This is a genomic window from Nonomuraea sp. NEAU-A123, assembly GCF_018603905.1.
Taxonomy (GTDB): domain Bacteria; phylum Actinomycetota; class Actinomycetes; order Streptosporangiales; family Streptosporangiaceae; genus Nonomuraea.
Window position 1 is genome coordinate 104905 of the sequence record NZ_JAHFZZ010000028.1, and the last position, 23376, is coordinate 128280.

Genomic DNA, 23376 nt, shown 5'->3' on the forward strand with positions numbered 1-23376 from the left:
TCACCTTCATGGATCTGGGCATCAAGGGCAGAGTCGCACTCGTCACCGGAGGCAGCGCGGGCATCGGGCTCGCCGCGGCCAAGAGCCTGGCGCGGGAGGGCTGCGCCGTCTGCGTCAGCGCGCGCAATCCGGAACGGCTGGCCGACGCGGTGGTCGAGCTGCAGGAGTTCGGTGGCGTGGTGCATGCCGTGCTCGCGGACGTGGAGGAGCACGACGCCGCCGTCCGGGTGGTCGCCGAGACGCGTGACGTGCTGGGCCCCGTGGACATCCTGGTGGCCAACGCGGGCGGACCGCCCGTGGGCCGGTTCGTCGACGTCCGCCTGGACGACTGGGACATCGCGGTGCAGCGCAACCTGCTCGGCACCGTACGCCTGCTGCACGCCGTGCTGCCGGAGATGCGCGCCCGCGGCTGGGGCCGAATCGTCACGATCACCAGCCGGTCGGTGCGCGAGGCGATCGACGGCCTGGCCCTGTCCAACGCGACCCGCTCGGCCGTCGCCGGGATCGTACGGACGCTGGCCCGGGAGGTCGGCGGCGACGGGGTGCTGGTCAACAACGTGCTGCCGGGCCCGATCGACACCGAGCGGCTACGCGAGCTCGCGGGCGGCAACGAGGGCCTGGCCGCGCGGGGCGGCGGGGTGCCGGTGGGGCGTGTCGGGCGGCCCGAGGAGGTGGGGGACGTGGTGGCGTTCCTGGCCAGCGAGCGGGCCTCGTTCGTGAACGGGATCTCGATGCTGGTCGACGGCGGCGAGAGCCACGTCATCGCCTGATCAGGGTCGCCACGACCGCGGCGGCCCACGCGTCGGCCGGCTGCGTGAGGTCGGTGAAGAAGGCCAGGTTGGCGCGGTGGAAGCAGGCGCCCATCAGCAGCGAGGCGGCGGCCCCGGCGTCGATCGCGCCGTCGAGCCGGCCGAGCCGCTGCTCGGCTCGCAGGGCCTCGGCCAGCGCCTCGATCGGCACCTGCGGGCCGGTGGCCCCCTTGGCCAGCATGCTCTTGAAGCCGCTCAGCAGCGACGGATCGGACATCATCCCCGAGGCGATGCCGGCGGCCCGGCTGTAGAAGTCGACGGCCGCCAGCGCGAACTCGGTGAGGTTGTCCGCCAGGTCGCCCTGCCCGACGCGCTCCCGCAGCGCGGCCAGCGCCGGGGCGAGCGCGGGCAGCCGTTCGAGCAGGACCGCCAGCACCAGCGCCTCCTTCCCGGGGAAGTGCTTGTAGAGCAGCGCCTCGGAGCAACCGGCCTGCGACGCGATGCGTTTCGTGGTCGCCCCCGCCAGGCCGTACTCGTGGATGGCCTGCTCGGCGGCGTCGATGATGCGATCGCGCGTGTTCATGGGCGCATCTTATTAGTGAGCGCTTACTGACTTGGCAGCACATGACATCCTTCTTTTTAGAGACAAACGTGGGGAAGGCAGGGCCATGGACAAGCCGGTCATCGTGACGGTGGACGACGACCCAGGCGTATCGCGGGCGGTCGCCCGTGACCTGAGACGCCGCTACGGCCAGCAATACAGAATCGTCCGGGCGGAGGCCGCGGACCAGGGCATGGAGGCCGTGAAGGAAATGCGGCTGCGCGGCGACGACGTGGCCGCGATCCTGGCCGACTACCGGATGCCGCAGATGAACGGGGTGGAGTTCCTTGAGGCCGCGATGGACATGTATCCCTATGCGCGCCGGGTGCTCTTGACCGCCTACGCGGACACCGACGCCGCCATCCAGGCGATCAACGTGGTGGACCTGGACCACTACTTGCTCAAGCCGTGGGATCCGCCGGAGGAGAAGTTCTATCCGGTGATCGACGGCCAGCTCGACGCCTGGCACCGCACCGATCGCATCGAGGTCGCCGAACTGCGTGTGGTGGGCGACCGGTGGTCGGCGCCGTCGTACAAGGTGCGGGAATTCCTGGCCCGCAGCCATGTGCCGTACCAGTGGATGCTGGCCGAGGAGCCGGAGGGCGCCGAGCTCGTGGCGGCGGTCGGCACGGACTGCCGGCTGCCGCTCGTGGTCACCGCCGCGGGCGTCTCGATGCAGGCGCCCGACCAGGCGTCGCTCGCGGCGGCCGTGGGCCTGTCGACCACGCCGGCCACCGACTTCTACGACCTGATCGTCATCGGCGGCGGCCCGGCCGGGCTGGGCGCGGCGGTGTACGGCGCCTCCGAGGGGCTCAACACCGTGCTGATCGAGGCGCACGCCTCCGGCGGGCAGGCGGGCCAGAGCTCGAGGATCGAGAACTACCTGGGCTTCCCCGACGGCGTGTCCGGCCAGCAACTGACCGACCGGGCGCGCAGGCAGGCGCTGAAGTTCGGGGCCGAGCTGCTGAGCGCGCAGAAGGTCAGCCATCTGGAGCCCCGGGGGCAGGCCAGGGTGGTCGGGTTCAAGGAGGGCGGCGAGATCGCCGCGCACGCGGTGATCCTGGCGACCGGTGTCACCTACCGCCGCCTGGACGCGCCGGGCCTGGACGAATTCGTCGGCCGGGGCGTCTTCTACGGCGCGGCGCTGACCGAGGCGCCCTCGTGCAAGGACAACGAGGTCTACATCGTCGGTGCGGCCAACTCGGCCGGTCAGGCAGCGGTCTACCTGGCGGGATTTGCGAGCAAGGTCCATTTGTTGGTGAGGAGTGACGGTTTGGAGAAGTCCATGTCGCACTACCTCATCGAGCAGATCACCGCGCTGCCGAACATCGAGGTGCACTACCAGACGCAGATCACCGGCGCCGCCGGCGAAGGGCACCTGGAGCGCCTCACGCTCGCCACGAAGGGCGAGGAGCAGGTGGTCGAGACGCAGTGGCTGTTCGTGTTCATCGGCGCCGAGCCCTTCACCTCCTGGCTCGGCGACACGGTCGAACGCGACGCCAAGGGGTTCGTGCTGACCGGGCCGGACCTGGTGCAGGGCGGCAAGCGGCCACGCAACTGGACGCTCAGGCGCGAGCCGTACTTCCTGGAGACGAACGTGCCGGGAGTGCTGGCGGCGGGTGACGTGCGGGCCGAGTCGATCAAGCGGGTGGCCTCCGCCGTCGGTGAAGGCGCGATGGCAGTCGCGCTCGTGCATCGCTATCTGGAGAAGCAATGACCATCGACATCGACGAACTCCGCAAGCTCTTCCTGTTCGAGCGCCTGACGGACGAGCAACTCACCAAGCTGGCCCTCAGCGGTGACATACGGTCCTACGCGCAGGACGAGACCATCCTCCGGCAGGGCGACCCGGCGGAGTGCTTCGCCGTGATGGTCGAGGGCGAGATCCAGATGATCCAGGAGACGGTCACGGCCGGGATGGTCGCCATGCCGCGGAGCTCCCAGCCGGGCGTGTACGGCGGGGCCACCAGCGCCTATCTCGGCGATCGGGCACCGGAGCGCTACCAGCACAGCCTGCGGGCCACCGCGCCCACCCGGATGTTCCTGCTGCCGGCCAAGAAGTTCGCGCACATCGTGACCGAGTGGTTCCCGATGGCGATGCACCTGCTCGACGGCATGATGTCGGGCGGCCGCCTGCAGCGGGAGATCATCGACCGGCGCCAGCGGCTGACCGCGCTCGGCACGATCACCGCCGGGCTCACCCACGAGCTGAACAACCCGTCGGCGGCGGCCGTGCGGGCGGTGAGCGAGCTGCGCAAGCTCATCAGGACCTCCCGCATGCAGCTGGCCCAGCTCGCCGAGGACGGCATACCGCCGGAGCGGCTGCGGGCCCTGATCGAGATGCAGGAGAACTGCACCGCGGCCGTCGGCAAGCTGCCCCCGCGCACGCCGATGGAGATCTCCGACGCGGAGGACGACCTGGGCGAGGCCCTGGACGAACTCGGTGTGGAGGACGCGTGGGAGCTGGCTCCGGCGCTGGTCAACGCCGGATTCGGCCGCGTGCACCTGGAGAAGGTGCACAAGAAGGTGGGCGAGGAGCACACGGGCGCCGCGCTGCACTGGCTGGCCGAGGCCATCGAGATCTCGCAGATGCTCGGCGAGGTGACCGAGGCGACCGAGCGGATCACCTCGCTGCTCGCCTCGGCCAAGCAGTACTCGCAGATGGACCGCGCGCCGTTCCAGGTGTGCGACGTGCACGACCTGCTGGACAGCACGATCGCCATCTTCCGCGGCAAGATCCCGCCCGGCATCACCGTGGTCACCGACTACGACCGGACGCTGCCGCCGATCCCCGCCTACGCCGGCGAGCTCAACCAGGTGTGGACGAACCTCATCCACAACGCCCTCGACGCGATGGGCGAGGAGGGCACGCTGACCATCCGCACCGCCCACGACGAGGACGAGGCGATCGTCGAGATCGGCGACACCGGCCCCGGCGTGCCGGACGCGATCAAGGACCGGATCTTCGAGCCGTTCTTCACCACGAAGAGCGTCGGCCAGGGCACCGGTCTCGGGCTCGACATCTCCTACCGGATCGTGGCCGGGCGGCACGGCGGCGAGCTCAAGGCGCGGTCGGCGCCCGGCGACACCTGGTTCGAGGTACGGCTACCGCTGCGCGAGTCCGTGGCGGTCGCGTCCCCGGCCGCGTAAAGGGCCAGGGACGTGGCAACTTTCATATTCGTCTCGCGTGTCAGGGTCTCGTCCCCTGGATAAAGGATTTACGTGCCCATCACACGCTGGACCCGTCAAGCCCTGCCCGCGATGCTCGACGACCTCAGGACGGTCGTCGAGCTGGAGACCTACAGCTACGACAAGGCCATGCTCACCCAGGGGCTCGGTGCCATCCGGGCCCTGGTGGAGGAGCGGCTCGGCGTACCGGACCAGGCGGTCGCGCACGACGGCGGCCAGTACGGCGACGTCCTGGAGCTGACCTACCGGGGCACCGCGCCCGGCACCGTGCTCATGCTCAGCCACTACGACACCGTCTGGCCGATCGGGACGCTCGCGGAGTGGCCGTTCGCCATAGCGGACGGCAGGATCACCGGGCCGGGCGTGTTCGACATGAAGACCGGGCTCGTGCAGACGATCTGGGCCCTGCGGGGGCTGCGCGAGCTCGACCTGCCGCACCCGAACGTGACATACCTGTTCAACGGCGACGAGGAGATCGGCAGCCTGTTCTCCCGGCGGCACATCGAGGCCGCCAGCGCGGACGCGCTGGCGAGCCTGGTCTTCGAGGCGTCGCTGGACGGCGTGCTCAAGACCTCGCGCAAGGGCGTCGGGCTGTTCGAGGTGACGGTCACCGGCGTCGAGGCGCACGCCGGGCTCGACCCCGACTCGGGCGCGAGCGCCATTCACGCGCTGGCCGAGCTCGTCACCCGGCTCGCCGGATCCGGCGCGCGGGAGCTCGGCACCACGCTGAACGTCGGGCTGATCAGCGGTGGCACCGGGCGCAACGTCGCCGCGGGCCGCGCCACCTGCGGCATCGACGTCCGGGTCGCGCGGGCGCCGGAGATGGCGCGCATCGACGAGGTGTTCGCCGGCCTGCGCGCCTCGGACCCGCGGGTGTCGGTCACGGTCACCGGCGGCTGGAACCGGCCACCCATGACGCCCAACCCGCTGTCGCAGTGGCTGTTCAAGGAGGCGCGGGCGGTCGCGGCCGGGTTCGGCTGGGAACTGGAGCAGACGGCGGTCGGCGGGGCCAGCGACGGCAACTTCATCTCCGCGCTGGGGCGGCCGGTGCTCGACGGCATGGGCGCGGTCGGCGACGGCGCGCACGCGCGGCACGAGCACGTGCTGGTCGAGCACATTCCCGAGCGCACCGCACTGACGATGGGGCTGCTCACGGCCCTCGCCTAGGAAACGCGGCCCGTGGTAATGTCCCAAGCGAGCGCTTGGTTTACCACTGAGGGGCCGCCGCATGAAGTTCTCGACCTTCCACCTCTTCCACCGGTTCGACGGCCAGAGCTTCAAGGACGTCTACGACTACCACCTGGAGCTCATCGAGCTGGCCGAGGAACTGGGGTTCGACGGGGTACGGCTGGCCGAGCACCACTTCCGTGACTACGGCGTCGTGCCGAACCTGTTCACGTTGCTCGCCCACGCGGCCGCCCGCACCTCGCGCATCCGCCTGGGCACGGGCATCGTGGTGCTGCCCCTGCACAACCCGATCCACGTGGCCGAGGAGGCCGCGCTGGTGGACGTGCTCTCGGGCGGACGGCTGGATCTCGGGATCGGGCGCGGCTACCAGAGCTTCGAGTTCGAGGGTTTCGGCATCGACCTGGCCGAGGCGCGCGACCGGTTCAACGAGGCGCTGGAGGTGATCCTGGGCCTGTGGACCCAGGAGGCGTTCCAGCACGAGGGCAAGTTCTACAAGACCGGCGCCGAGGTGTCGCTGACGCCGCGCCCCCTCCAGACGCCGCACCCGCCGATCCATGTCGCCGCCGTCTCCCCCGAGACCGTCACCATGTACGGCGAGCGCGGGCTGCCCATCCTGGCCGACCCGGCGGCGACGTTCCGCAAGGTCGTCAAGGCGGCCGAGACCTGGCAGGAGACCGCCGCCCAGGCGGGGCACGCGGGCGGCGCCGAGCTGGTGGTGGCGCGCAGCGTCTACGTGGCGCCGACCGTCGAGCAGGCCCGCGAGGACCAGGCCAGGTTCGAGGCGTCGTTCGACCGGTCGCGGATCTTCAACGAGCGCAGCGCGCCGATCGACCCGAAGACCGGCAAGGCCGCGCAGGGCTTCGAGTTCTACCAGGACCGCTATCTCAAGGGCGGCTCCGTCTCGGCCGACTTCCGCTGGGAGCAGCTCGAGGTGATCGGCGACCCGGCGCGGGTCATCAACCAGATCTCGCTGCTGCGGGACGCCGGGTTCGCCAACCTGCTCTGCGACTTCGGCAGCACCCGGCCGATGCCGCTGGAGGAGATGAAGAAGGTCATGCGGTTCTTCGCCGCCGAGGTCATGCCCGCGTTCCACTGACCCTTCCACCGACCCTTTCACCGACGCCGCAGGAGATGCGATGATCCACAGCCTGTCGCTGTCCGACGTACTCGCCGAGCACGCGCGCAGCCGCCCCCAGGTGACGGCGGTGGTGGACGGGGAGGTACGCCTCACCTACCCCGAGCTGGACGCCCGGGTCTCCCGCCTCGCGGACGCCCTCGCCACCGCGGGCGTGGCGGCCGGTGAACGCGTGCTCTGGCTGGGGCAGAACGCGCACGCGGTGCTGGAACTGCTGCTGGCCTGCTCACGGCTGGGGGCGATCTTCTGCCCGGCCAACTGGCGGCAGTCGGCGGACGAGCTGCGCTTCGTGGTCGAGGACCTGGCGCCGCGCGTGGTCGTCCGGGAGCCGTCCGACGCCACCGCCGCCCTGAGCGCCGACACCGCGCTCTGGGTGGAGGCCGGAGAGGACTACGAGCGGCTCGTCGCGAGCGGCTCCGCCAGGGACTTCCCGCCCGTCGAGGACACCGAGCCGGTGCTGGCCCTCTACACCGCCGCCTTCGACGGCCGCCCCAACGCGGCCCTCCTCAGCAGCGCGGCCCTGCTGGCCCACAGCGTGTCCCTGCTGGTGGTGCGCCAGATGGAGCCCGGCTTCACCTTCCTGAACAACGGGCCGCTCTTCCACGTGGGCACGATGATGTTCTGCCTGGCCACCCTCCAGATCGGCGGCACGAACGTCTTCACCCCCGCCTTCGACGCCGAGGAGGTGTGCCGCCTGATCGACGCCGAGCGGGTCACGCAGGCGTTCCTGTTCGGCCCGATGATCGACGCCGTGACGAAAGCGAACGCCGGCGGCAAGTACGACCTGTCGTCGCTGCGGTTCGTCTCGCACTCCGCGGAGTGGGACGCGATGATCACCGTGGACGACTCCCCCTGGTGCCGGTCCAAGATGGGCGGCTACGGGCAGACGGAGGTCGGCGGCATGCTCACCTTCCTCGGCCTGGCTCCGGGCGCCGCCGGCTTCGCCGGACGGCCGTCTCCGCTGGCCCAGGTCCGCATCCTGGCCCCCGACGGCACCGAGGTGCCGGCGGGCGAGGTGGGCGAGATCTGCGCGCGCGGCAAGACCCTCTTTTCCGGATATTTCGCCCGACCCGACTTAAATGCGGTTAAGTCGGCGTACGGCTGGCATCACACCGGCGACCTCGGCCGGCGCGAGCCCGACGGGACGATCACCTTCATCGGCCCCCGGCTCCGCATGATCAAGTCCGGCGCCGAGAACGTCTACCCGGCCGAGGTCGAACGCTCGCTCAAGGCCCACCCGGCCGTCGCCGACGCCGCCGTGATCGGCGTCCCCGACGCCACCTGGCACCAGGCGGTCAAGGCGGTGGTGGCGCTCAAGGAGGGCGCCGAGGCCACGGCCGACGACCTCATCGACCACGTCAAGAACACCCTCGCCTCCTACAAGAAGCCGCGCGAGGTGGCGTTCGTCGACGCGATACCCAAGCGCGGCTACACCCCCGACTACGACGCCCTGGACGCCGCCCACGGCGGCGGCAACTACCCGGGCACCTGACCCCGGCACGGCTACAGGCCCAGCCCCGCCTCCAGGTGGGCCAGGGCCTTGTCGACCTCGGCGGGCCCGTCCATCACGGGGTCCTTCACCCAGTCGAGCCAGACCGCGAACACCACGCCGGTGATCGCCCCCGTGATGTTGCGGATCTCCGGATCGGACACCGCCCGCCCCGCCCGCCTGGCCAGGATCTCCTGCATCGTCCTGAGCGTCCCGGAGACGTTCTCCAGGCTCGCCGCCCACAGCTCGGGCACCGTGAGCATGAGCCTCTCCCGCTCCACCCCCTCGGCGATCTCCTCGGCCGTCTGGCCCGCCGTCACCTCCCGCATGGCGACGCGGACGGCTTGGACGGGGTTCAGCTCGGCCGGAGCCGCGTTCAGGGCCTCGGCGAAGGGCGGGAACTGGTCGATGAACACCAGCTCCTCCTTCGAGGCGAAATAGCGGAACACCGTGCTGGGCGCCACCTCCGCCGCCTCGGCAATCTGCTCGACCGTGGTCTCGGCATAACCCTGCTCGCGGAACAGCCGCAACGCCTCCTTCTGGATCAGCGCCCTCGTCTTGGCCTTCTTCCGCTCTCGCAGGCCCTGCACCGGTCGATCGCTCATGTCACTGATTGTCGGGGTTTCAGCACAGAGCCGTCCACTCATAAGAGATCACCCCAATCTGCTATGCAACTATCAAATAGGAGTCTACTCTCAAAATATGCCACTTCCCATGGACAGAACCCCCGGATGCCCCTTCGACCCGCCTCCCGCGCTGGAGAAGCTGCCGCCGATGTCGCGCCTGGACTACCCGGACGGGCACGCGGGCTGGCTCGTGACGGGCTTCGAGGCCGCCCGGACCGTGCTCAGCGATCCCCGGTTCAGCTCCCGCCAGGAGCTCAAGCACAGCCCGTCACGCATGACGTCGCAGTTCGGCCAGGACCAACCCGCTCCGCCCGGCATGTTCGTGACGACCGACCCGCCCGAGCACACCCACTACCGGCGCCTGCTCACCGGCCAGTTCACGGTCCGCAGGATGCGGCTGCTCGAGCCGCGGATCGAGCAGATCGCCGCCGAGCACCTCGACGCGATGGCCGCGGCGGGGCCGCCCGTGGACCTGGTGCCGGCGTACGCGCTGCCGATCCCGTCGCTGGTCATCTGCGAGCTGCTCGGCGTGCCGTACGAGGACCATGAGTTCTTCCAGGAGAAGACCGCGCGGCTCGTCGCCCTCGACGAGGAGGGTGTGCCGGAGCTGGCGGCGCTCGCCGGATATCTGGGCGAGCTCGTCCGACGCAAGCGCGCCGAACCCGGCGACGACCTGATCAGCGGCCTGACCGGCGACTTCAGCGACGAGGAGCTGACGAACCTCGCGCTGATCCTGCTCGTCGCCGGGCACGAGACCACCGCGAACATGCTGGGCCTGGGCGTCTTCGCGCTGCTGGAGCACCCGGAGCAGCGGGCCCTGCTCGACGGCGAGAACGCGGTCGAGGAGCTGATGCGCTGGCTGTCGATCCTGCACGTGGGCGCGCCGAGCCGGGTCGCGCTGGAGGACGTGGAAGTGGCGGGCGAGCTGGTCAGGAAGGGCGAGACGGTCGCGCTGTCGCTGCCGGCGATCAACCGGGACCCGGGCCAGTTCGCCGATCCGGGCGAGCTGCGGCTCGACCGGGCCGAGGCGCGGCGGCACCTGGCCTTCGGGCACGGCGTGCACCAGTGCCTGGGGCAGCAGCTCGCCAGGGTCGAGATGCGCATCGGCTACCGCAGGCTCTTCGAACGCTTCCCCGGCCTGCGGCTGGCCGTGCCCGCCTCCGAGGTGCCGCTGAAGGAGCGCGCGGCGGTCTACGGCGTGGAGAGCCTCCCGGTCACGTGGTAGCGGGGCTCAGAGGATCGCCAGCGGGTTCAGCGGGCTCCCGGTCCCGCCCTCGATCCTGAGCGGGGCCGCGACGAACACGAACTCCGTACGGCCCGCCGCACTCAGCTCCTCCAGCCAGAGCATCTCGATCAGGTGGATGCCGTGCCGGTGGAGCAGGATGAGGTGCAGGTCGTCGTCGAGCGGCTCGTCGGCGAGCTGGCGGTCGTTCAGCCCGCCGATCGCCGCGTTGTCGGCGGCCACGGCCGAGACGTCCAGCGACGCCAGCCAGCGCCCCGCGCCGGCCGACAGCCCCGGCTGACCTGACCAGTACTCCTCGTGCGAGCGCTCCCACACGGCGGGCCAGCCGGTACGGATCACCGCGACGTCGCCCGCGCGCGGCACGGCGATCTCCGCCAGCAGTTCCGCCGGGACGCGGAAGTCGGCGGGCAGGTGGTCGAGCCCGAGATGGCGGGGCACGTCGAACAGGACGCCTCTGGCGACGACCCCGCCCACCCGCTCGATGCCGCACCGGGTGGCGCCGTAGGAGCGTACGCGGGCGGCGGGGTGGCCGTTGTAGAGCTCGTCGCCCGACCACATGTGGCAGAGCGCGTCCATGTGCGTGGTCGTGCCGTGGTGGGTGACGATCAGTGCGTCGTCGGCCATCCGCAGCCCGGCGCCCACCGGCCGGGCGCCGGCCGCGTAGTCGCCGCCGTCGACCGACATGAAGTGCTGCGGCAGGGGACGGCCCCGCAGGTGCGGCACCGTCGTGGGGGCGGGCGACGACGTGGCGCCCCTGATCGGCATGGACAGGCTGAGCACCTGGCCGGTGCTCGCGGCGGCCAGGGCGCTCAGCACCACGTCGCCGGTGAGCAGGTTCAGCGTGCCCCGTTGATCCTCTGGGCCGAAACGTCCCCAATTGTTAGGCTCGGCTGGCAAGTGTGCGCTCCCCTTCTGTCGGAGGTCCCGATGCACTGTGATCCCCGGTTCTCTCGCGTGCGCGAGGCGTTCGAGCGGAATTTCGCCGATGGCGTCGAGCTGGGGTCCGCGTTCGCGGTCTATCTGGACGGCGAGCTGGTGGTGGATCTGTGGGACGGTGTGGCCGACCGGCGCACCGGCCGGCCGTGGGAGCGGGACACGCCCGTGTTCGCGTACTCGTGCACCAAGGCGATCACCGCGACCGTGCTGCTGCAGCTCGCCGAGCGCGGCCTGGTGGACGTGACCGCGCCGGTCGCCGAGGTGTGGCCGGAGTTCGGGGTGCGGGGCAAGCAGCGGATCACCGTCGAGCACCTGCTCACCCACCAGGCCGGGCTGCCCGCGCTGGACGAGCGGGTGCCGGTCGAGGAGTTCGAGGACCTGCCGGCGATCGCGGCGCGCCTGGCCGGGCAGCGGCCGATCTGGCGGCCGGGGTCGGCGCACGGCTACCACGCGCTGACGTACGGCTTCCTGGTGGGCGAGGTCGTGCGCCGGGTGACGGGCAAGTCGGTGGGCGAGCTGGTCGCGGCGGAGATCTCCGGGCCGCTCGGGCTGGACCTGTGGGTCGGAGCGCCGGACGACGTGATCGCCAAGGCGGCCCGCCTGACGGCCGAGCCCAAGCCCGGCAGTGAGACGGGCAGGAAGCACGGCGAACCGGGCAAGGGCGACGGCGCGCCCCGCCGCGCGCCCGGCGCACCCGTCCGCGCCGCGACGCCCATCGGGCCGCCGAAGGATCCGATCACCGCGATCGCCATGGCCGCCCGGGATCCCGGCAGCCTGACGAACCGCGCCCTCGGCAATCCGCGCATCCAGGACCTGGAAGGCGGCGCCAACAACCCGGTGCTCCTGCGCGCCGGCTGGCCCGCGGCGGGCGTCGTCACCACGGCCAGGTCGCTGGCGGCCTTCTACCGCGCGCTGCTGGCGGGCGAGCTGCTGCGCCCGGAGACGCTCGAGGACGCCATCCGTCCCCGGGTGGCGGGGCCCGACCAGATCCTGCTGCTGGACAGCTCGTTCGGGCTCGGTTTCATGCGGCCGAGCATGACGTTCTTCCTGCCGTCCGTGAGCGCGTTCGGGCACACGGGCATGGGCGGCTCCATCGGGCTGGGCGACCCCCAGCACGGCCTGGCCGCGGGCTACGTGATGAACAAGATGGCCGACGTCTTCGCCGGCAACCAGCGGGTGATCCGGCTCATGGAGGCCGTCTACCGTTCGATATGACCGCACGAGCGTCACTGCATGGTCACGCCGCCGCTGACCGACAGCGTCTGGCCGGTGATGTAGGCGGCGCGTTCCGTACACAGGTAGGCGACGAGGCCCGCCACGTCGGCGGGCGTGCCGAGGCGGCGCAGCGGGACGGTCCTGACGATCTTGTCGACCAGCCCGGGCTCGGCCGCGGAGACGCGCCAGAGCATCGGCGTGTCCGTGGGGCCCGGGCAGACCACGTTGGCGGTGACGTGCGCCCTGGCCGCCTCGCGGGCGAGCGTCTTGGCCAGGCCGAACAGCCCCGCCTTGGTCGCCGCGTAGGCGCCTTCGCCGCCGGAGCCCGCTCTGGCACCGTCCGACGAGATGAACACCAGCCGCCCCCACCCCCGGTCGAGCATGCCCGGCAGCAGCAGCTTGGTCAGCAGCATCGGGCCGCGCAGGTTGACCTGCCACATGAGGTCCCAGTTCGCCGGGTCACTCGCGATGAACGGCTCGACGATCGACACACCGGCGTTGTGCACGAGGATGTCGGCCTGCCCGGCCGCGCCGCAGAACCGCTCGATGGACGGCGGCGAGGCGAGGTCGACGGCCAGGGCGGCGGCTCCCGGCAGCCCCGCGGCCACCTTCTCGGCCCCCGGCAGATCCACGTCCGCGACCACCACCCGGGCGCCCAGCGCGGCGAGGTCCGCGGCGATGGCCGCGCCGATCGCGCCCGCCCCCCCGGTCACGACGGCCGCGCGCCCGTCGAGGCGCATCCCCTCCATCACCGCGCGTCCCCGGCCTTCCACTCCTCGACGAGTTCGGCGGCGGTGACGCGGGTGGCCAGCAGGCCGATCGTGTACTTCAGTACGGCCAGCGCGTAGCCGTCCGGTACGCCCGCGACGGCGTCGGTCACCACGGTGACCCGGTAGCCGAGGTTCACCGCCTCCAGGGCCAGCCCGGTGATGCCCAGGTTGAGCGAGAGCCCGACGGCCACCACGTGCAAGACGGACAGCGAGCGCAGCGTCATGTCGAGCGAGGTGCCGGTGAACGGGGAGAACCCGTGGTGGCGTCGGCTCTCCAGGTCGGCGTCGTCCAGCAGCTCGGGCAGCACCTCCACGGCCGGCGTGCCCTCCAGCATGTGACCGGGGTCCTTGAGCAGGGCGGTGATGAACGGGCTGTTGCGGGTGTGGGAGCCCGCCCGGTCGGGGCGGAAGGCGGCGGTGCAGTGGATCACCGGGAGGCCGGCCGCCCTGGCCGCCTGGAGGACGGAGGCGGCGTTGCCCACCACGTCACGCCGCTGGCACACAGCCACCAGGTCCGGAAATTTCGTTAGATCGCCGACGACGCCCCGCTGCATCTCCATGACCAGCACGGCCGTACGGTCCATCCGGCGCCTCCAGTTAGCCGAGCGCTTGCTTGGCCACGAACATATCACCCGGCAACCGACCGTGATAATCACCTGACACATCGCGAAATATCTGGACCCGTGACAACCGGGACCCCGGGTGAGACCGTCGAACGGGAGACGGCTGCGTTATGGGGGTTCGCTTTGGTCCCTGGTTACCGAGAAGTACGCCAGCTCGGCGCGGGGCACACGGGCCGCGTGTTCCTCGCCACCTACCAGGCCACCGGGGCTTACGTCGCGATCAAATACCTGAACGCGACCCTGCGCCGGGACACCGAGTTCATGGAACGCTTCCGGGTGGACACCCCCTCGCTGGTGGAGCTCGACGACCCGAACGTGGTCCAGCTCTACGAGTATGTGGAGACCTCGACCAGGGCCGCGGTGGTGATGGAGCTGGTCGACGGGGTGTCGCTGCGTACCATCCTGGCCGAGCACGGCAGGACCAGCCCGGAGGCGGCGCTGGCGGTGCTGAAGAGCACGCTGTCGGCGCTGGCCGCGGCCCACGAGAAGGGCGTGCCGCACCGGGACGTCAAACCGGAGAACGTGCTGGTCCAGGCGGACGGCACGAGCAAGCTGACCGACTTCGGCGTGGTGGTTCATGCCGAGGAGCCGGGGGTGCCGGCGGGTAGCCCGCCGTACATGTCGCCCGAGCTGTGGACGCAGGGGGAGGCGGGGCCGTCCGCGGACCTCTACGCGGCGGCGTGCCTGCTGTTCGAGACCGTCAAGGGGCGGCCGCCGTACAAGGCGGAGGACGTCCCCTCGCTGCGGGACAAGCACCTGGTCGAGCCGGTGCCGCTGGAGGTGGCCCCCGACTCGCTGCGCGACCTGCTCAGGCGCGGGCTGGCCAAGGACCCGGCGGTCAGGTACGCCTCCGCCCTGCAGTTCGCGGCGGAGGTGGAGGAGGACGCGGTCGCCGGCTACGGTCCCGACTGGGAGAAGCGCGGGCGCCGCCACCTCGGCGAGCTGGCCACGCTCCTCGCGCTCCGCTTCCCGCTGGCCAGGACCGACGCGCCGACCGCCACCCTGGGGGCCGTCCGGGACCGGCGGATCAGCGTGCCCAGGCTGCCGCCGCATCTGTGGATCGCGGGCGCGGCGGTGGTCGCCGTGCTGATCGCGGTGGTGCTCACCGGCGGGCTCTCTCGCGGTCCTGCGGGCACGGTGCTGATGCCGCAGCCGAAGACGTCCGAACCGCTGGATCCCAGCCCGGTCGACGACCAGACCCCGGTCCGCCGGACCTCGGAGACCAGCCGTCCCACGGCCAGGACGGCGACGACCGGCCCCGTACCGCCCGCCACCGTTTCCAGCGCGCCCACGACGGGCGTGCCTGCGCCCACGGCGTCCCGGCAGGCCGCGCGGACGCTGCCCAGCCCGGCCGTGCGGTCGGCGGACATCGTGCAGTGGACGGGCTCGGCGGGCGCGGTACGCGTGGCCGCCGACGGCCGGGGGCCGGTCCGGCTGCGCATCACGTACACGCGGCGTGACGGCGACGGCCAGGCCCGTACGGTGCACAAGGAGACCCGCACGCTCACCGGACAGACCGCCTACACCGACTCCGTGGCCCGTGACCTGGGCTCGGTCGGCTGCGGCAAGCAGGCGCACTTCGGCCTCCTGCTCCTGACCGAACCGGCGGCGGCCAACGGCCCGCAGGTCAGCGAGGTGACCGTGGACGGGCCGCCGTGCCCCACGCCCAGCGCCTCGCATCCGACGGCCGGCCCGCCCACCCAGGAGCCCACCACTCCGACGCCGTCCCAGCCGCCCGTCGCGCTGCCCTCAGACTCACCGCCCACCGGCACCCCGGCCTTCGTCTCGCCGAGCCCTGACACGCGGACCTCGCTCACGGATGATTCGCTGACCTCGGGCGAACCGGCCGAGGAACCCGCCGGCTAGGCTTGTCGAGCAACCAAGCGTGCGCTAGCTTGGCTAGCGATGACCTGTGACACCTCCGCCTACTGGGCCGCCTGCAGGCGCGGCGAGCTGGTCGTCCAGCGCTGTACGGCCTGCGATCGGCGGGTCCACCTCCCCGAGGCCGACTGTCCTCGGTGCGGTGGCGAACTCGTCTTCGAGCCGGTCTCCGGCGCGGGCGTGGTGCACACGTACACCGTGGTGCACCGCTCGTTCGCGCCCGGCTACCGGGGCCGCGAGCCGTACGTGCTGGCCTGGGTCGATCTGCCGGAAGGCGCGCGCGTGTTCGGCCAGGTCGTGGGGTGCGCGCCGGAGGAGGTCCGCATCGGGATGCCGGTGCGGGTGACGTTCGTGGACGACTTACCGCATTGGAGGCCCGCGTGATCGTTGGCAACGTGCTCATACCCGTGGCCGATCTGGACGAGGCGATCGCCTTCTACGGGCTGCCGGTGAAGTTTCGCGATGGTGACAGGTTCGCCGCGCTGAACGGGGGTGGCGTCACCGTGGCGCTGGCCGGGCCCGCCGAGCACGTCACCGCCTCGGCCGCGCCGTCGTTCAAGGTGGACAGCGTACGGCAGTCCGTACCCGATCTGGTGGCGCGCGGCGCCGAAGTGGTCCGCGAGCCGGAGGACGGGCCGCACGAAACGCGGGCCGTGCTGCGCGACCCCTCAGGAAACGTCTTCGTGCTCTATTCACCCCTCTGACGGCATTCACCTCTCTGACGACGGAGGCACCCCCGATGGCGCGATCACCGTACGGCAACTATGGCCACGCGATCCTGACCGCCGCAGCGATGAGCACCCCCGACCGGGTGGCGCTGACCTACTGCGGCGAGCGGAGCTTCACCTACGACGAGCTGAACAGGACCGTCAACCAGCGGGCGCACGCGCTGCTGGCGGCGGGCGTCACGCCGGGCACGCGGGTGGCTGCGCTGCTGAACGAGACGCTGCACGTGGCGGAGGTGTACCTGGCGCAGGCCAAGATCGGCGCGGTGACGGCGGCGCTGAACCCGTACTGGCCGGTGGAGACGCTGCGCGCGGTGGTCGAGCGGTCGGGGTGCACGGCGTTCGTGTACGACTCGACCGTGGAGGGGGTGATCGCGGAGATCAGGCCGTCGCTGCCCGCCATCACCACCTGGATCAAGGTGGGCGCTTCTGACACTTCGGATGCCTCAGAAGAGGAGCCGCCGCTCGCGGGCTTCCACGACGATCCGCTCGCGCTCTACTACACCTCGGGGACGACCGGGCTGCCCAAGCCCGTCGTCCACACGCACGCCTCGTCGCTGGCGACCGCGCAGATCTGGCTCGACGTGCCGCGCGGGCCGGACGCGGTGTTCGGCACCGGCGCGATCATCTGGGGCATCGGCTTCCCGGCCATCGTCGGGCCCGCCCTGTACGCCGGGATGCGGCTGGTGCTGGAGCAGGACTGGGGCCCGGCGAACTTCCTGCGCGTCGTGCCACGCGAACGGGTCACGCACGTCTCGCAGATCCCGTCGTTCTATGCGGCGCTGCTGGGCTCGTCCGAGCACGAAGCGGTGGACCTGTCGTCGATCCGGGTGATCATGCTGGGCGGCGAGCCGCTGACCGCGACCATGCTCGGCCGCATCAAGGAGCGACTGCCCGGCGCGGGCGTCTACTCCTACTACGGCCAGACCGAGGCCCCCTACACCTGCATGGGCCGGGTCGACGACGGCTCCACGCCGCTCGGCTCGTCGGGCCGGGCGCGTACCGGGAACGCCGTCCGGGTCACGGACCCGTCGGGCCGCCGCGTGGTGGACGAGGTCGGCGAGATCAACCTGGCCGGGCCGCACCGGATGACCGGCTACGACGGGCTCCCGGACAAGACCGAGGAGGTGCTGCGCGGCGAGTGGTACGTCGGCGGCGACCTCGGCTCGGTCTCCCCCGACGGCGTGCTGCGCGTACTCGGGCGGCGCGAGGACGCCATTCTCAAGGGCGGCGTCTGGACCCAGCCGGTCGCGGTCGAGGAGGCCGCCGCCGCGCTCGACGGCGTGGCGGAGGCCGGGGCGGTCGGGGTGCCCGCGCACGTCGACGGTCAGGACGCGGCCGAACAGCGGATCCTGCTGGCCGTGGTGGCGCGTTCCGGGCACTCGCTCGACGCGGCCAAGCTGGCACGCGCCCTGGACGACATCCTGGCCCCGCACCAGCGGCCGGACCGCATCGTGGTGGCCGACACGCTGCCGCACTTCGAGGACGCCTCCGGCGGGCCCGGCAAACTCTTACGCAGGGAGATCAGAGAGCAGCACGGCCACCTGCTGGGGAGCTGAGCAGTGGTCGCGGAGCACGAGGCCAAGGCGCTGCTGCGGGAGGCCGGGGTGCCGGTGCCGCGCGGGGTGGTGGTGCGCGGGATGGACTTCGCTCCCGTGATGGACCTGCGCGAGCCGCTGGTGCTGAAGGCGTACGGGCCCGGGATCGTGCACAAGTCCGAGGCCGGGGCCGTGGTGCTCGGGCTGCGCCGGGCCGACGTCCCGGCCGCGGCCGCGAAGATGCTGGCCGAGGTCGTCGGGGCCGAGGGCTTCCTGATCGAGGAGCAGGCTTCCGCCGGGGTGGAGCTGATCGTCGGGCTGGTCCACGATCCCGGCTTCGGGCCCGTGCTGCTGGCCGGGCTGGGCGGGGTGTGGGCCGAGACGCTGCGGGACACGGCGCTGGGCCTGTGCCCGATCTCCGAGGGGGACGCGCGGCGGATGCTGGGGTCGCTGCGCGGGTCTCCGGTGCTGTACGGGCTGCGCGGGCGTCCCGGGGTGGACGTGGACGCGGTGGTGAAGCTGCTCATGACGGTCGGCGGGGCCGGCGGGCTGTGGGAGCGGCTGGAACTGGGCGAGTTCGAGATCAATCCGGTCATCGCCACCGAGGCGGGCGTTGTGGCGGTGGACGCGCGGTATCTCCCGGCTGCCGACGCCGCGCTTGAGGCTGAGCACGGCACTCAAGCTGAGCACAGCACTCAGGCTCAGCACGGCACCCAGGCTCAGAACGGCGCTCAGGCTCAGCGTGCGGCCCGGGGTCCGCGTGTCCCGCTCGGGGGTCGGGCCCGGGCGGGACTCGCGGGGGCCGGGGAGCTCGTGGGAGCCGGGGAGCCTGCGGATTTCGGGGAGCCGGTGGATTTCGGGCCGCTCTTCGAGCCCAGGGCGGTAGCCGTGGTCGGGGCCTCCACCAGCAGGCCGAACTTCGGGAACATGTTCCTCGAGTTCTACAAGGCCGCGGGTATCCCGCTGGTGGCCGTGCATCCGGAGGCGCGGGAGGTGGGCGGTGTACCCGCCGTGCCCTCCCTGGCCGTGGCCGACGTGGACTACGCGCTGGTGGCGGTGCCCGCCGAGCGGTGCGCCGAGGTCGTACGGCAGGCGACGGGTGTGCCGTACGTACAGGTGATGAGCGGCGGGTTCGGCGAGGCGGGACGGCCGGAGCTGGAACAGGAGCTCGTCGCCGCGGCACGGGCGGCGGGGACGCGGCTGCTCGGCCCCAACTGCATGGGCGTGTACTGCCCGCGCGGGCGGCAGACGTTCGTCGGCGGCGGGCTCGGACCGGCGGGGACGGTCGCGCTGATCTCGCAGAGCGGCGGGCTGGCCGGAGAGGTGATCAAGGTCGGCGAGCGGCGGGGGCTGGCTTTCAGCCGGGTGGTCACCGTGGGGAACGCGGCCGACGTCACCCCGGCCGAACTGCTCCGCTGGCTGTCGACCGACCCCGAGACACGGGCCGTCGGCCTCTACTTGGAGGACCCGCGTGACGGGCGAGCGCTGTACGAGGCGCTGGCGGCCGCTCCTATACCGGTGGTCCTGCTGGTCGGCGGGCGCAGCGCCCAGGGCCAGCGCGCCGCCGCCTCGCACACCGGCGGCCTGGTGAGCGACGGCCGGATCTGGCAGGCACTCGCCGACCAGACCGGAGCCACCCTGGTGACCTCCCAGGACGACCTGATCGGCGTCCTCGCCTTCTTCCAGGCCCACGGCACCCGACCAACAGGTCCGTACGACGGGACCCCGCTCTCAGACGGCCAAGCGGGCGCGCGGGGCGCGCCTCCAGATAGCGATTCGGACTCTGGGAGGACGGCGCCGCACGGCGGGGCAGACTCCGAGAGGACAGCACCGCACGGCGGGGCAGACTCCGGGAGGACAGCGCCGCACGGCGAGCCGGACTCCGAGAGGACAGCACCACATGGCGAGGCGAGCGGCTGGGGGGCGGTCTCAGGTGGTGAGGCGGGTTTCCTGAGTGTGGGATCGCGTGGTGGGGCGTTGGTGATCGGGCCGAGTGGTGGGGCGAGTGTGCTGGCCGCCGATGTCTTCGATCGGGCCGGGGTGCCGCTTGGGCCGCTGCCGGACTCGGTGCTCGGCGAGCTTCGTGGGCTCGGGCTGGGGGCCGGCTCCTCGCTGGCCAACCCGCTGGAGGTACCCGTCGGCCCCCGGAGCGGGCCGGACCTGGTCCGGCGGGCCGTCGAGGTGATCGTGCGGCACCGTCCGTACCCGGATGTGGTGGCGCACGTGAACGTACAGAGCTTCTTCACCTACGGGACGCGGGCCGAACCGCTGTTCGAGTACGCGCGGGCGCTGGCGGCCACACAGGACGCGCTCCCGGGGACCAGGATCACGCTGGTCACCAGGAACGGCGAGTGCGCACCCCCCGGTGTCGAGGACGAGGTCAGGGCGATCGTGGCGGCGGCCGGGATCCCCGTCTACCGATCTATGGAGGCGGCCTCGGTGGCCGTCGCGGCGGGAGGTCGCAATGGGACTGCTTGACGGCAAGGTGGCGCTGATCACCGGCGGAGCGCGCGGCATGGGCGAGGCGCATGTGCGGCTGTTCCTGGAGGAAGGGGCGCGCGTGGTGTTCGGTGACGTGCTGGACGAAGAGGGCAAGGCGCTGGCCGAGGAGACGGGCGCGACCTTCGTCCATCACGACGTCACCGCCCCGGAGGAGTGGGCGCGCGCGGTCGCGACCGCCGTCGACATGCACGGCAAGTTAGACGTCCTGGTCAACAATGCCGGGATCCTGAAATTTCGGCGCATCGTGGATATGGCGATCGAGGAGTTCGACCGCGTGATCGAGGTGAACCTCAGGGGCACCTGGCTCGGCGTCAAATCGGCGATCGAGCCGATGCGGGCCGCCGGGCGCGGTTCGATCGTGAACATCTCCTCGATCGAGGGCTTCATCGGCGCCGAAGGGATGTCGGCGTACGCGGCCTCCAAGTTCGCCATCCGGGGGGTGACCAAGTCGGCCGCCCGTGAGCTGGCCCGCTTCAAGATCCGCGTCAACTCGGTGCATCCCGGGGCGATCAACACCTCGATGGCCTTGGACCCCGACATCATGAGCGAGGTGGACGCGGACGCGTTCCTCCGCAGCATGGTCATCAAGCGCTTCGCCAAGCCGGTGGAGGTGTCGCACGTGGTGGCGTTCCTGGCCTCGGACCGGTCCAGCTACTGCACGGGCAGCGAGTTCACAGTGGACGGCGGCCTACTGACCGGCGCGGGCTATTGACCGGCACGGCCTGCCGACCCGCACGGCCTACTGACCGGCGCGGGTTACCGATGGGGGTCCGTCCAGCCATGCCGTCGGGGTGATGAACAGGCCGGTCGCCTCGGCCAGCACTGTGCCGTCCGGCAGCGATACGCGACCGTCCGCCCACGCCTTGCGCCCCTCCGTACGCGTGTGCTCCGCCGTCACGACCACCGGCCGGCCGTACGGCACGGGCGCCCGGTAGCGCAGAGTCAGCGTGCCCGTCATGCCCGCCAGCCCGGCCACGGCGACCGCCTGCCCCAGCAGGTGGTCAAGGGCCATCGCGATGATCCCGCCGTGCACGGAGCCGGGCGGCCCCTCGTGCAGCGGCCGGAACGACACCTCCGCCCGTACCCCGCCGCTCGCGACCCGCTCCACGACCAGCGGCACCGCGAACGGGTTGGCGGCGCCGATGGCGGCGTTGCCCAGGTGGCGTACCGTGCCGTCCGGCGCGATGTCGAACGACTGCGACGACACGCGGACGGTCGCCTCGAGACGTTCGGTCAGGGCGGTCAGCTCGGCGGTCACGGCCACCAGCTCGTCCTCGTCGACGTCAGTGATCAGCACCGCGTCCATCAGGTCTCTGGTCTGCTGAGCCAGGGCGCACAGGGCGGCGATGCGGGACTCGCCGGTGGCGACGTCGATCGTCATTGCAGCATCTTAGAACACGTTCTACCGAAACATGTTCTAGACACCCGAAGGTAGATCTTTTACTATCAAACCGTCCTTGTCGGGACATTTCTGGCAAGCTTTTGACCTGCTGTTTTAGTGCGCATTACCTTTGGAGCTACCTTGACCCGTGCTTGACCTGCCCTTTCGCCACGGTAGCCTCCTTCATCACGGAAGACGACAGGCCTCCGGTTTTGCTACATACGTCCCACGTACCCGTGGCTGTGTGGATAAACCCGGTCTTGCCCGGAAGGTTCCCTCGCACGTCCATGACGCCAGAGATGAAGAAGTTCGTCGACCTGCTCGAGAGTCAGCTTGGCTACTCCGAGAAGGGCGATGCGTACACCAAGTTCGGCCACTGGTACGGCAAGAACGTCGAGTTCGACGCCGACTACACCTCGGCCCCTTGGTGTGACATGTACCTGTCGTGGGCCGCGCACAAGCTCGGCTACGAGGACTGGATCGGTCAGTTCGCCTGGACGGTGCAGCACGCCGAGTGGTTCAAGGAGCACGGCGCCTGGGGCCACAAGCCCCAGCCCGGCGCCTTCGTCTTCTACGACTGGGGCGGCTCGAACGACATCGACGCCATCGACCACGTCGGCTTGGTGACCAAGGTCGAGGGCGACACGATCTTCACGATCGAGGGCAACATCGACGGCGGCGTCGCCAAGCGCAAGGAACGCGACACCAGCAAGGTCGTCGGCTACGGCTACCCGGAGAAGGTCAAGACCCGTCTGGAGAACGAGGCCGCCAAGAAGCAGGTCGAAGGAGAGCAGGACGCACAGCAGCGGGCGAACGAGCAGGCGTCCGCCTCCACGACCGACGTGGGCAAGCTCCAACTCCCCGACGGCACCCCGCTTGTCGACATGATCCCCCGCATCGGGCAGGGAGTCGGGCAGAGCGAACACCTCCAGGCCCCACTCGCCACCCGCCCCAAGCAGGCCGTCTCCCCCGCCCCCACGGCCACCCGCAAATCGTCGCCCGCCGCCACCACGAAAGCCGCCGAACAGGCGCCCAAGAAGGGCAAGCACGCCAAGCCGGCCACCGCCGACACCAACGCGGTCACCAGCAACCCCGCCCCCTTTCCGACCATCGTCGACGCGTCGTCCACCACGCCGGTGCCCACGCTCTCGTCTCCCGCGCTGATCGGCTCCGCGCTGGTGGCCGCCCTCGCGGTGCTCGCCGTCGCCAAGACCAGGAATATGCGTGTACGGCCGGCCCGCGTGGCCGCCCTCGCCGCCCCCGCCCCAGCCGTCGTCGGCCACCGGCGCCGCCGCCGGAAGCCCCGCACCGAAACGGCCCCCGCCCTGGCCCGAACGGCCACCCCGGCCCTCACCACCCCGGCCGAGCTCACCCCGGCCGAGCTCGTCACCTCGAACGAGCTCATCGCGTCGACCGACTTCGACTTCGCTGTCCCTGCCGAGGTCGTCGCGTCCGCGCTCGGGAGCGAGCCGCGCCTCGACGTGACCGACCCGCGTCTGGTGACCGGTGTGAGCCGGTCGATCCTGGAACGATTGAAGCCGTTGGAGCCGATCGCCGACCTGCTGGCGCGGGCCTCGGCGCCGCT

At 71.3% G+C, this 23376-nt stretch carries 21 protein-coding genes; 15 read left to right on the forward strand and 6 right to left on the reverse strand.

What is annotated here, in order from left to right; all coding sequences use genetic code 11:
* Positions 1–8: 8 nt before the first annotated feature.
* The gene (locus KLK06_RS50735; RefSeq protein WP_214643045.1) at positions 9–770 is read left to right on the forward strand and encodes an SDR family oxidoreductase; all 762 of its coding nucleotides are present in this window, start codon (positions 9–11) and stop codon (positions 768–770) included.
* Here KLK06_RS50735 and KLK06_RS50740 read toward each other — a convergent pair.
* A complete protein-coding gene (locus KLK06_RS50740) occupies positions 760–1332 on the reverse strand; it encodes a TetR/AcrR family transcriptional regulator (protein WP_214643046.1) in 573 nt (190 codons plus the stop codon). The two genes, KLK06_RS50735 and KLK06_RS50740, sit on opposite strands and share 11 nt — an antisense overlap.
* 85 nt (positions 1333–1417) lie before the next feature.
* On the opposite strand from KLK06_RS50740, the gene KLK06_RS50745 reads away from it, so the two are divergent.
* The 5 genes from KLK06_RS50745 to KLK06_RS50765 all read left to right on the forward strand — a co-directional run bounded on the left by KLK06_RS50745 (position 1418) and on the right by KLK06_RS50765 (position 8354).
* Positions 1418–3067, forward strand: coding sequence for an FAD-dependent oxidoreductase (locus tag KLK06_RS50745; protein ID WP_214643047.1), 1650 nt, complete (start codon positions 1418–1420; stop codon positions 3065–3067).
* On the forward strand, positions 3064–4500 hold the full coding sequence (locus KLK06_RS50750) for an ATP-binding protein (RefSeq protein WP_214643048.1): 1437 nt from the start codon (positions 3064–3066) through the stop codon (positions 4498–4500). The genes KLK06_RS50745 and KLK06_RS50750 overlap by 4 nt, the downstream gene beginning before the upstream one ends.
* 72 nt (positions 4501–4572) lie before the next feature.
* Positions 4573–5706, forward strand: a complete 1134-nt coding sequence (locus KLK06_RS50755) for a M20 family metallopeptidase (protein WP_308168820.1) — start codon at positions 4573–4575, stop codon at positions 5704–5706.
* A 61-nt stretch (positions 5707–5767) separates the two neighbouring features.
* On the forward strand, positions 5768–6823 hold the full coding sequence (locus KLK06_RS50760) for an LLM class flavin-dependent oxidoreductase (protein WP_214643049.1): 1056 nt from the start codon (positions 5768–5770) through the stop codon (positions 6821–6823).
* A gap of 40 nt (positions 6824–6863) precedes the next feature.
* Positions 6864–8354 (forward strand): AMP-binding protein, encoded by a 1491-nt coding sequence (locus KLK06_RS50765; protein WP_214643050.1) that lies wholly within the window; start codon positions 6864–6866, stop codon positions 8352–8354.
* 11 nt (positions 8355–8365) lie between these two features.
* Here the strand turns inward: KLK06_RS50765 and KLK06_RS50770 are convergent, their stop codons facing one another.
* Entirely contained in the window at positions 8366–8956 is a 591-nt protein-coding gene (locus tag KLK06_RS50770) for a TetR/AcrR family transcriptional regulator (protein WP_214643051.1), read from the reverse strand.
* 109 nt (positions 8957–9065) lie between these two features.
* On the opposite strand from KLK06_RS50770, the gene KLK06_RS50775 reads away from it, so the two are divergent.
* The gene (locus tag KLK06_RS50775) at positions 9066–10202 is read left to right on the forward strand and encodes a cytochrome P450 (protein ID WP_250907312.1); all 1137 of its coding nucleotides are present in this window, start codon (positions 9066–9068) and stop codon (positions 10200–10202) included.
* 6 nt (positions 10203–10208) lie between these two features.
* Here KLK06_RS50775 and KLK06_RS50780 read toward each other — a convergent pair whose 3' ends face one another.
* Positions 10209–11117, reverse strand: coding sequence for a cyclase family protein (locus KLK06_RS50780; protein WP_214643053.1), 909 nt, complete (start codon positions 11115–11117; stop codon positions 10209–10211).
* Between the two features lie 30 nt (positions 11118–11147).
* Here KLK06_RS50780 and KLK06_RS50785 point away from each other — a divergent pair, with 30 nt between their 5' ends.
* Positions 11148–12371 (forward strand): serine hydrolase domain-containing protein, encoded by a 1224-nt coding sequence (locus KLK06_RS50785; protein ID WP_214643054.1) that lies wholly within the window; start codon positions 11148–11150, stop codon positions 12369–12371.
* Positions 12372–12382: 11 nt separating this feature from the next.
* Here the strand turns inward: KLK06_RS50785 and KLK06_RS50790 are convergent, their stop codons facing one another.
* Together KLK06_RS50790 and KLK06_RS50795 are read right to left on the reverse strand one after the other, a co-directional pair.
* On the reverse strand, positions 12383–13120 hold the full coding sequence (locus KLK06_RS50790) for an SDR family NAD(P)-dependent oxidoreductase (RefSeq protein WP_214643055.1): 738 nt from the start codon (positions 13118–13120) through the stop codon (positions 12383–12385).
* Positions 13120–13725: an isochorismatase family cysteine hydrolase gene (locus tag KLK06_RS50795; protein WP_214643056.1), complete on the reverse strand. Its 606-nt coding sequence runs from the start codon at positions 13723–13725 to the stop codon at positions 13120–13122. Before KLK06_RS50795 ends, KLK06_RS50790 begins: the two co-directional genes overlap by 1 nt.
* A gap of 99 nt (positions 13726–13824) precedes the next feature.
* On the opposite strand from KLK06_RS50795, the gene KLK06_RS50800 reads away from it, so the two are divergent.
* From KLK06_RS50800 to KLK06_RS50830, 6 genes are read left to right on the forward strand one after another with little or no spacing between them, the layout of a single operon-like run.
* Positions 13825–15630 (forward strand): serine/threonine-protein kinase, encoded by a 1806-nt coding sequence (locus KLK06_RS50800; protein ID WP_214643057.1) that lies wholly within the window; start codon positions 13825–13827, stop codon positions 15628–15630.
* 39 nt (positions 15631–15669) lie between these two features.
* On the forward strand, positions 15670–16029 hold the full coding sequence (locus KLK06_RS50805; protein ID WP_214643058.1) for a Zn-ribbon domain-containing OB-fold protein: 360 nt from the start codon (positions 15670–15672) through the stop codon (positions 16027–16029).
* Positions 16026–16349: a VOC family protein gene (locus KLK06_RS50810; RefSeq protein WP_308168822.1), complete on the forward strand. Its 324-nt coding sequence runs from the start codon at positions 16026–16028 to the stop codon at positions 16347–16349. Before KLK06_RS50805 ends, KLK06_RS50810 begins: the two co-directional genes overlap by 4 nt.
* A gap of 35 nt (positions 16350–16384) precedes the next feature.
* Positions 16385–17929: a class I adenylate-forming enzyme family protein gene (locus tag KLK06_RS50815; protein ID WP_214643060.1), complete on the forward strand. Its 1545-nt coding sequence runs from the start codon at positions 16385–16387 to the stop codon at positions 17927–17929.
* Positions 17930–17932: 3 nt separating this feature from the next.
* Positions 17933–20386, forward strand: coding sequence for an acetate--CoA ligase family protein (locus KLK06_RS60900; RefSeq protein WP_308168823.1), 2454 nt, complete (start codon positions 17933–17935; stop codon positions 20384–20386).
* Positions 20373–21122: a glucose 1-dehydrogenase gene (locus KLK06_RS50830; RefSeq protein ID WP_214643061.1), complete on the forward strand. Its 750-nt coding sequence runs from the start codon at positions 20373–20375 to the stop codon at positions 21120–21122. Before KLK06_RS60900 ends, KLK06_RS50830 begins: the two co-directional genes overlap by 14 nt.
* Positions 21123–21149: 27 nt before the next feature.
* Here KLK06_RS50830 and KLK06_RS50835 read toward each other — a convergent pair whose 3' ends face one another.
* Positions 21150–21791 carry a PaaI family thioesterase gene (locus tag KLK06_RS50835; protein ID WP_214643062.1) on the reverse strand — a complete coding sequence of 214 codons (642 nt, stop codon included), beginning with the start codon at positions 21789–21791 and terminating at the stop codon, positions 21150–21152.
* Positions 21792–22078: 287 nt separating this feature from the next.
* Between KLK06_RS50835 and KLK06_RS60905 the strand changes: the two genes are divergently transcribed.
* A partial coding sequence (locus tag KLK06_RS60905) for a CHAP domain-containing protein (RefSeq protein WP_250907313.1) occupies positions 22079–23376 on the forward strand: 1298 nt, incomplete at its 3' end.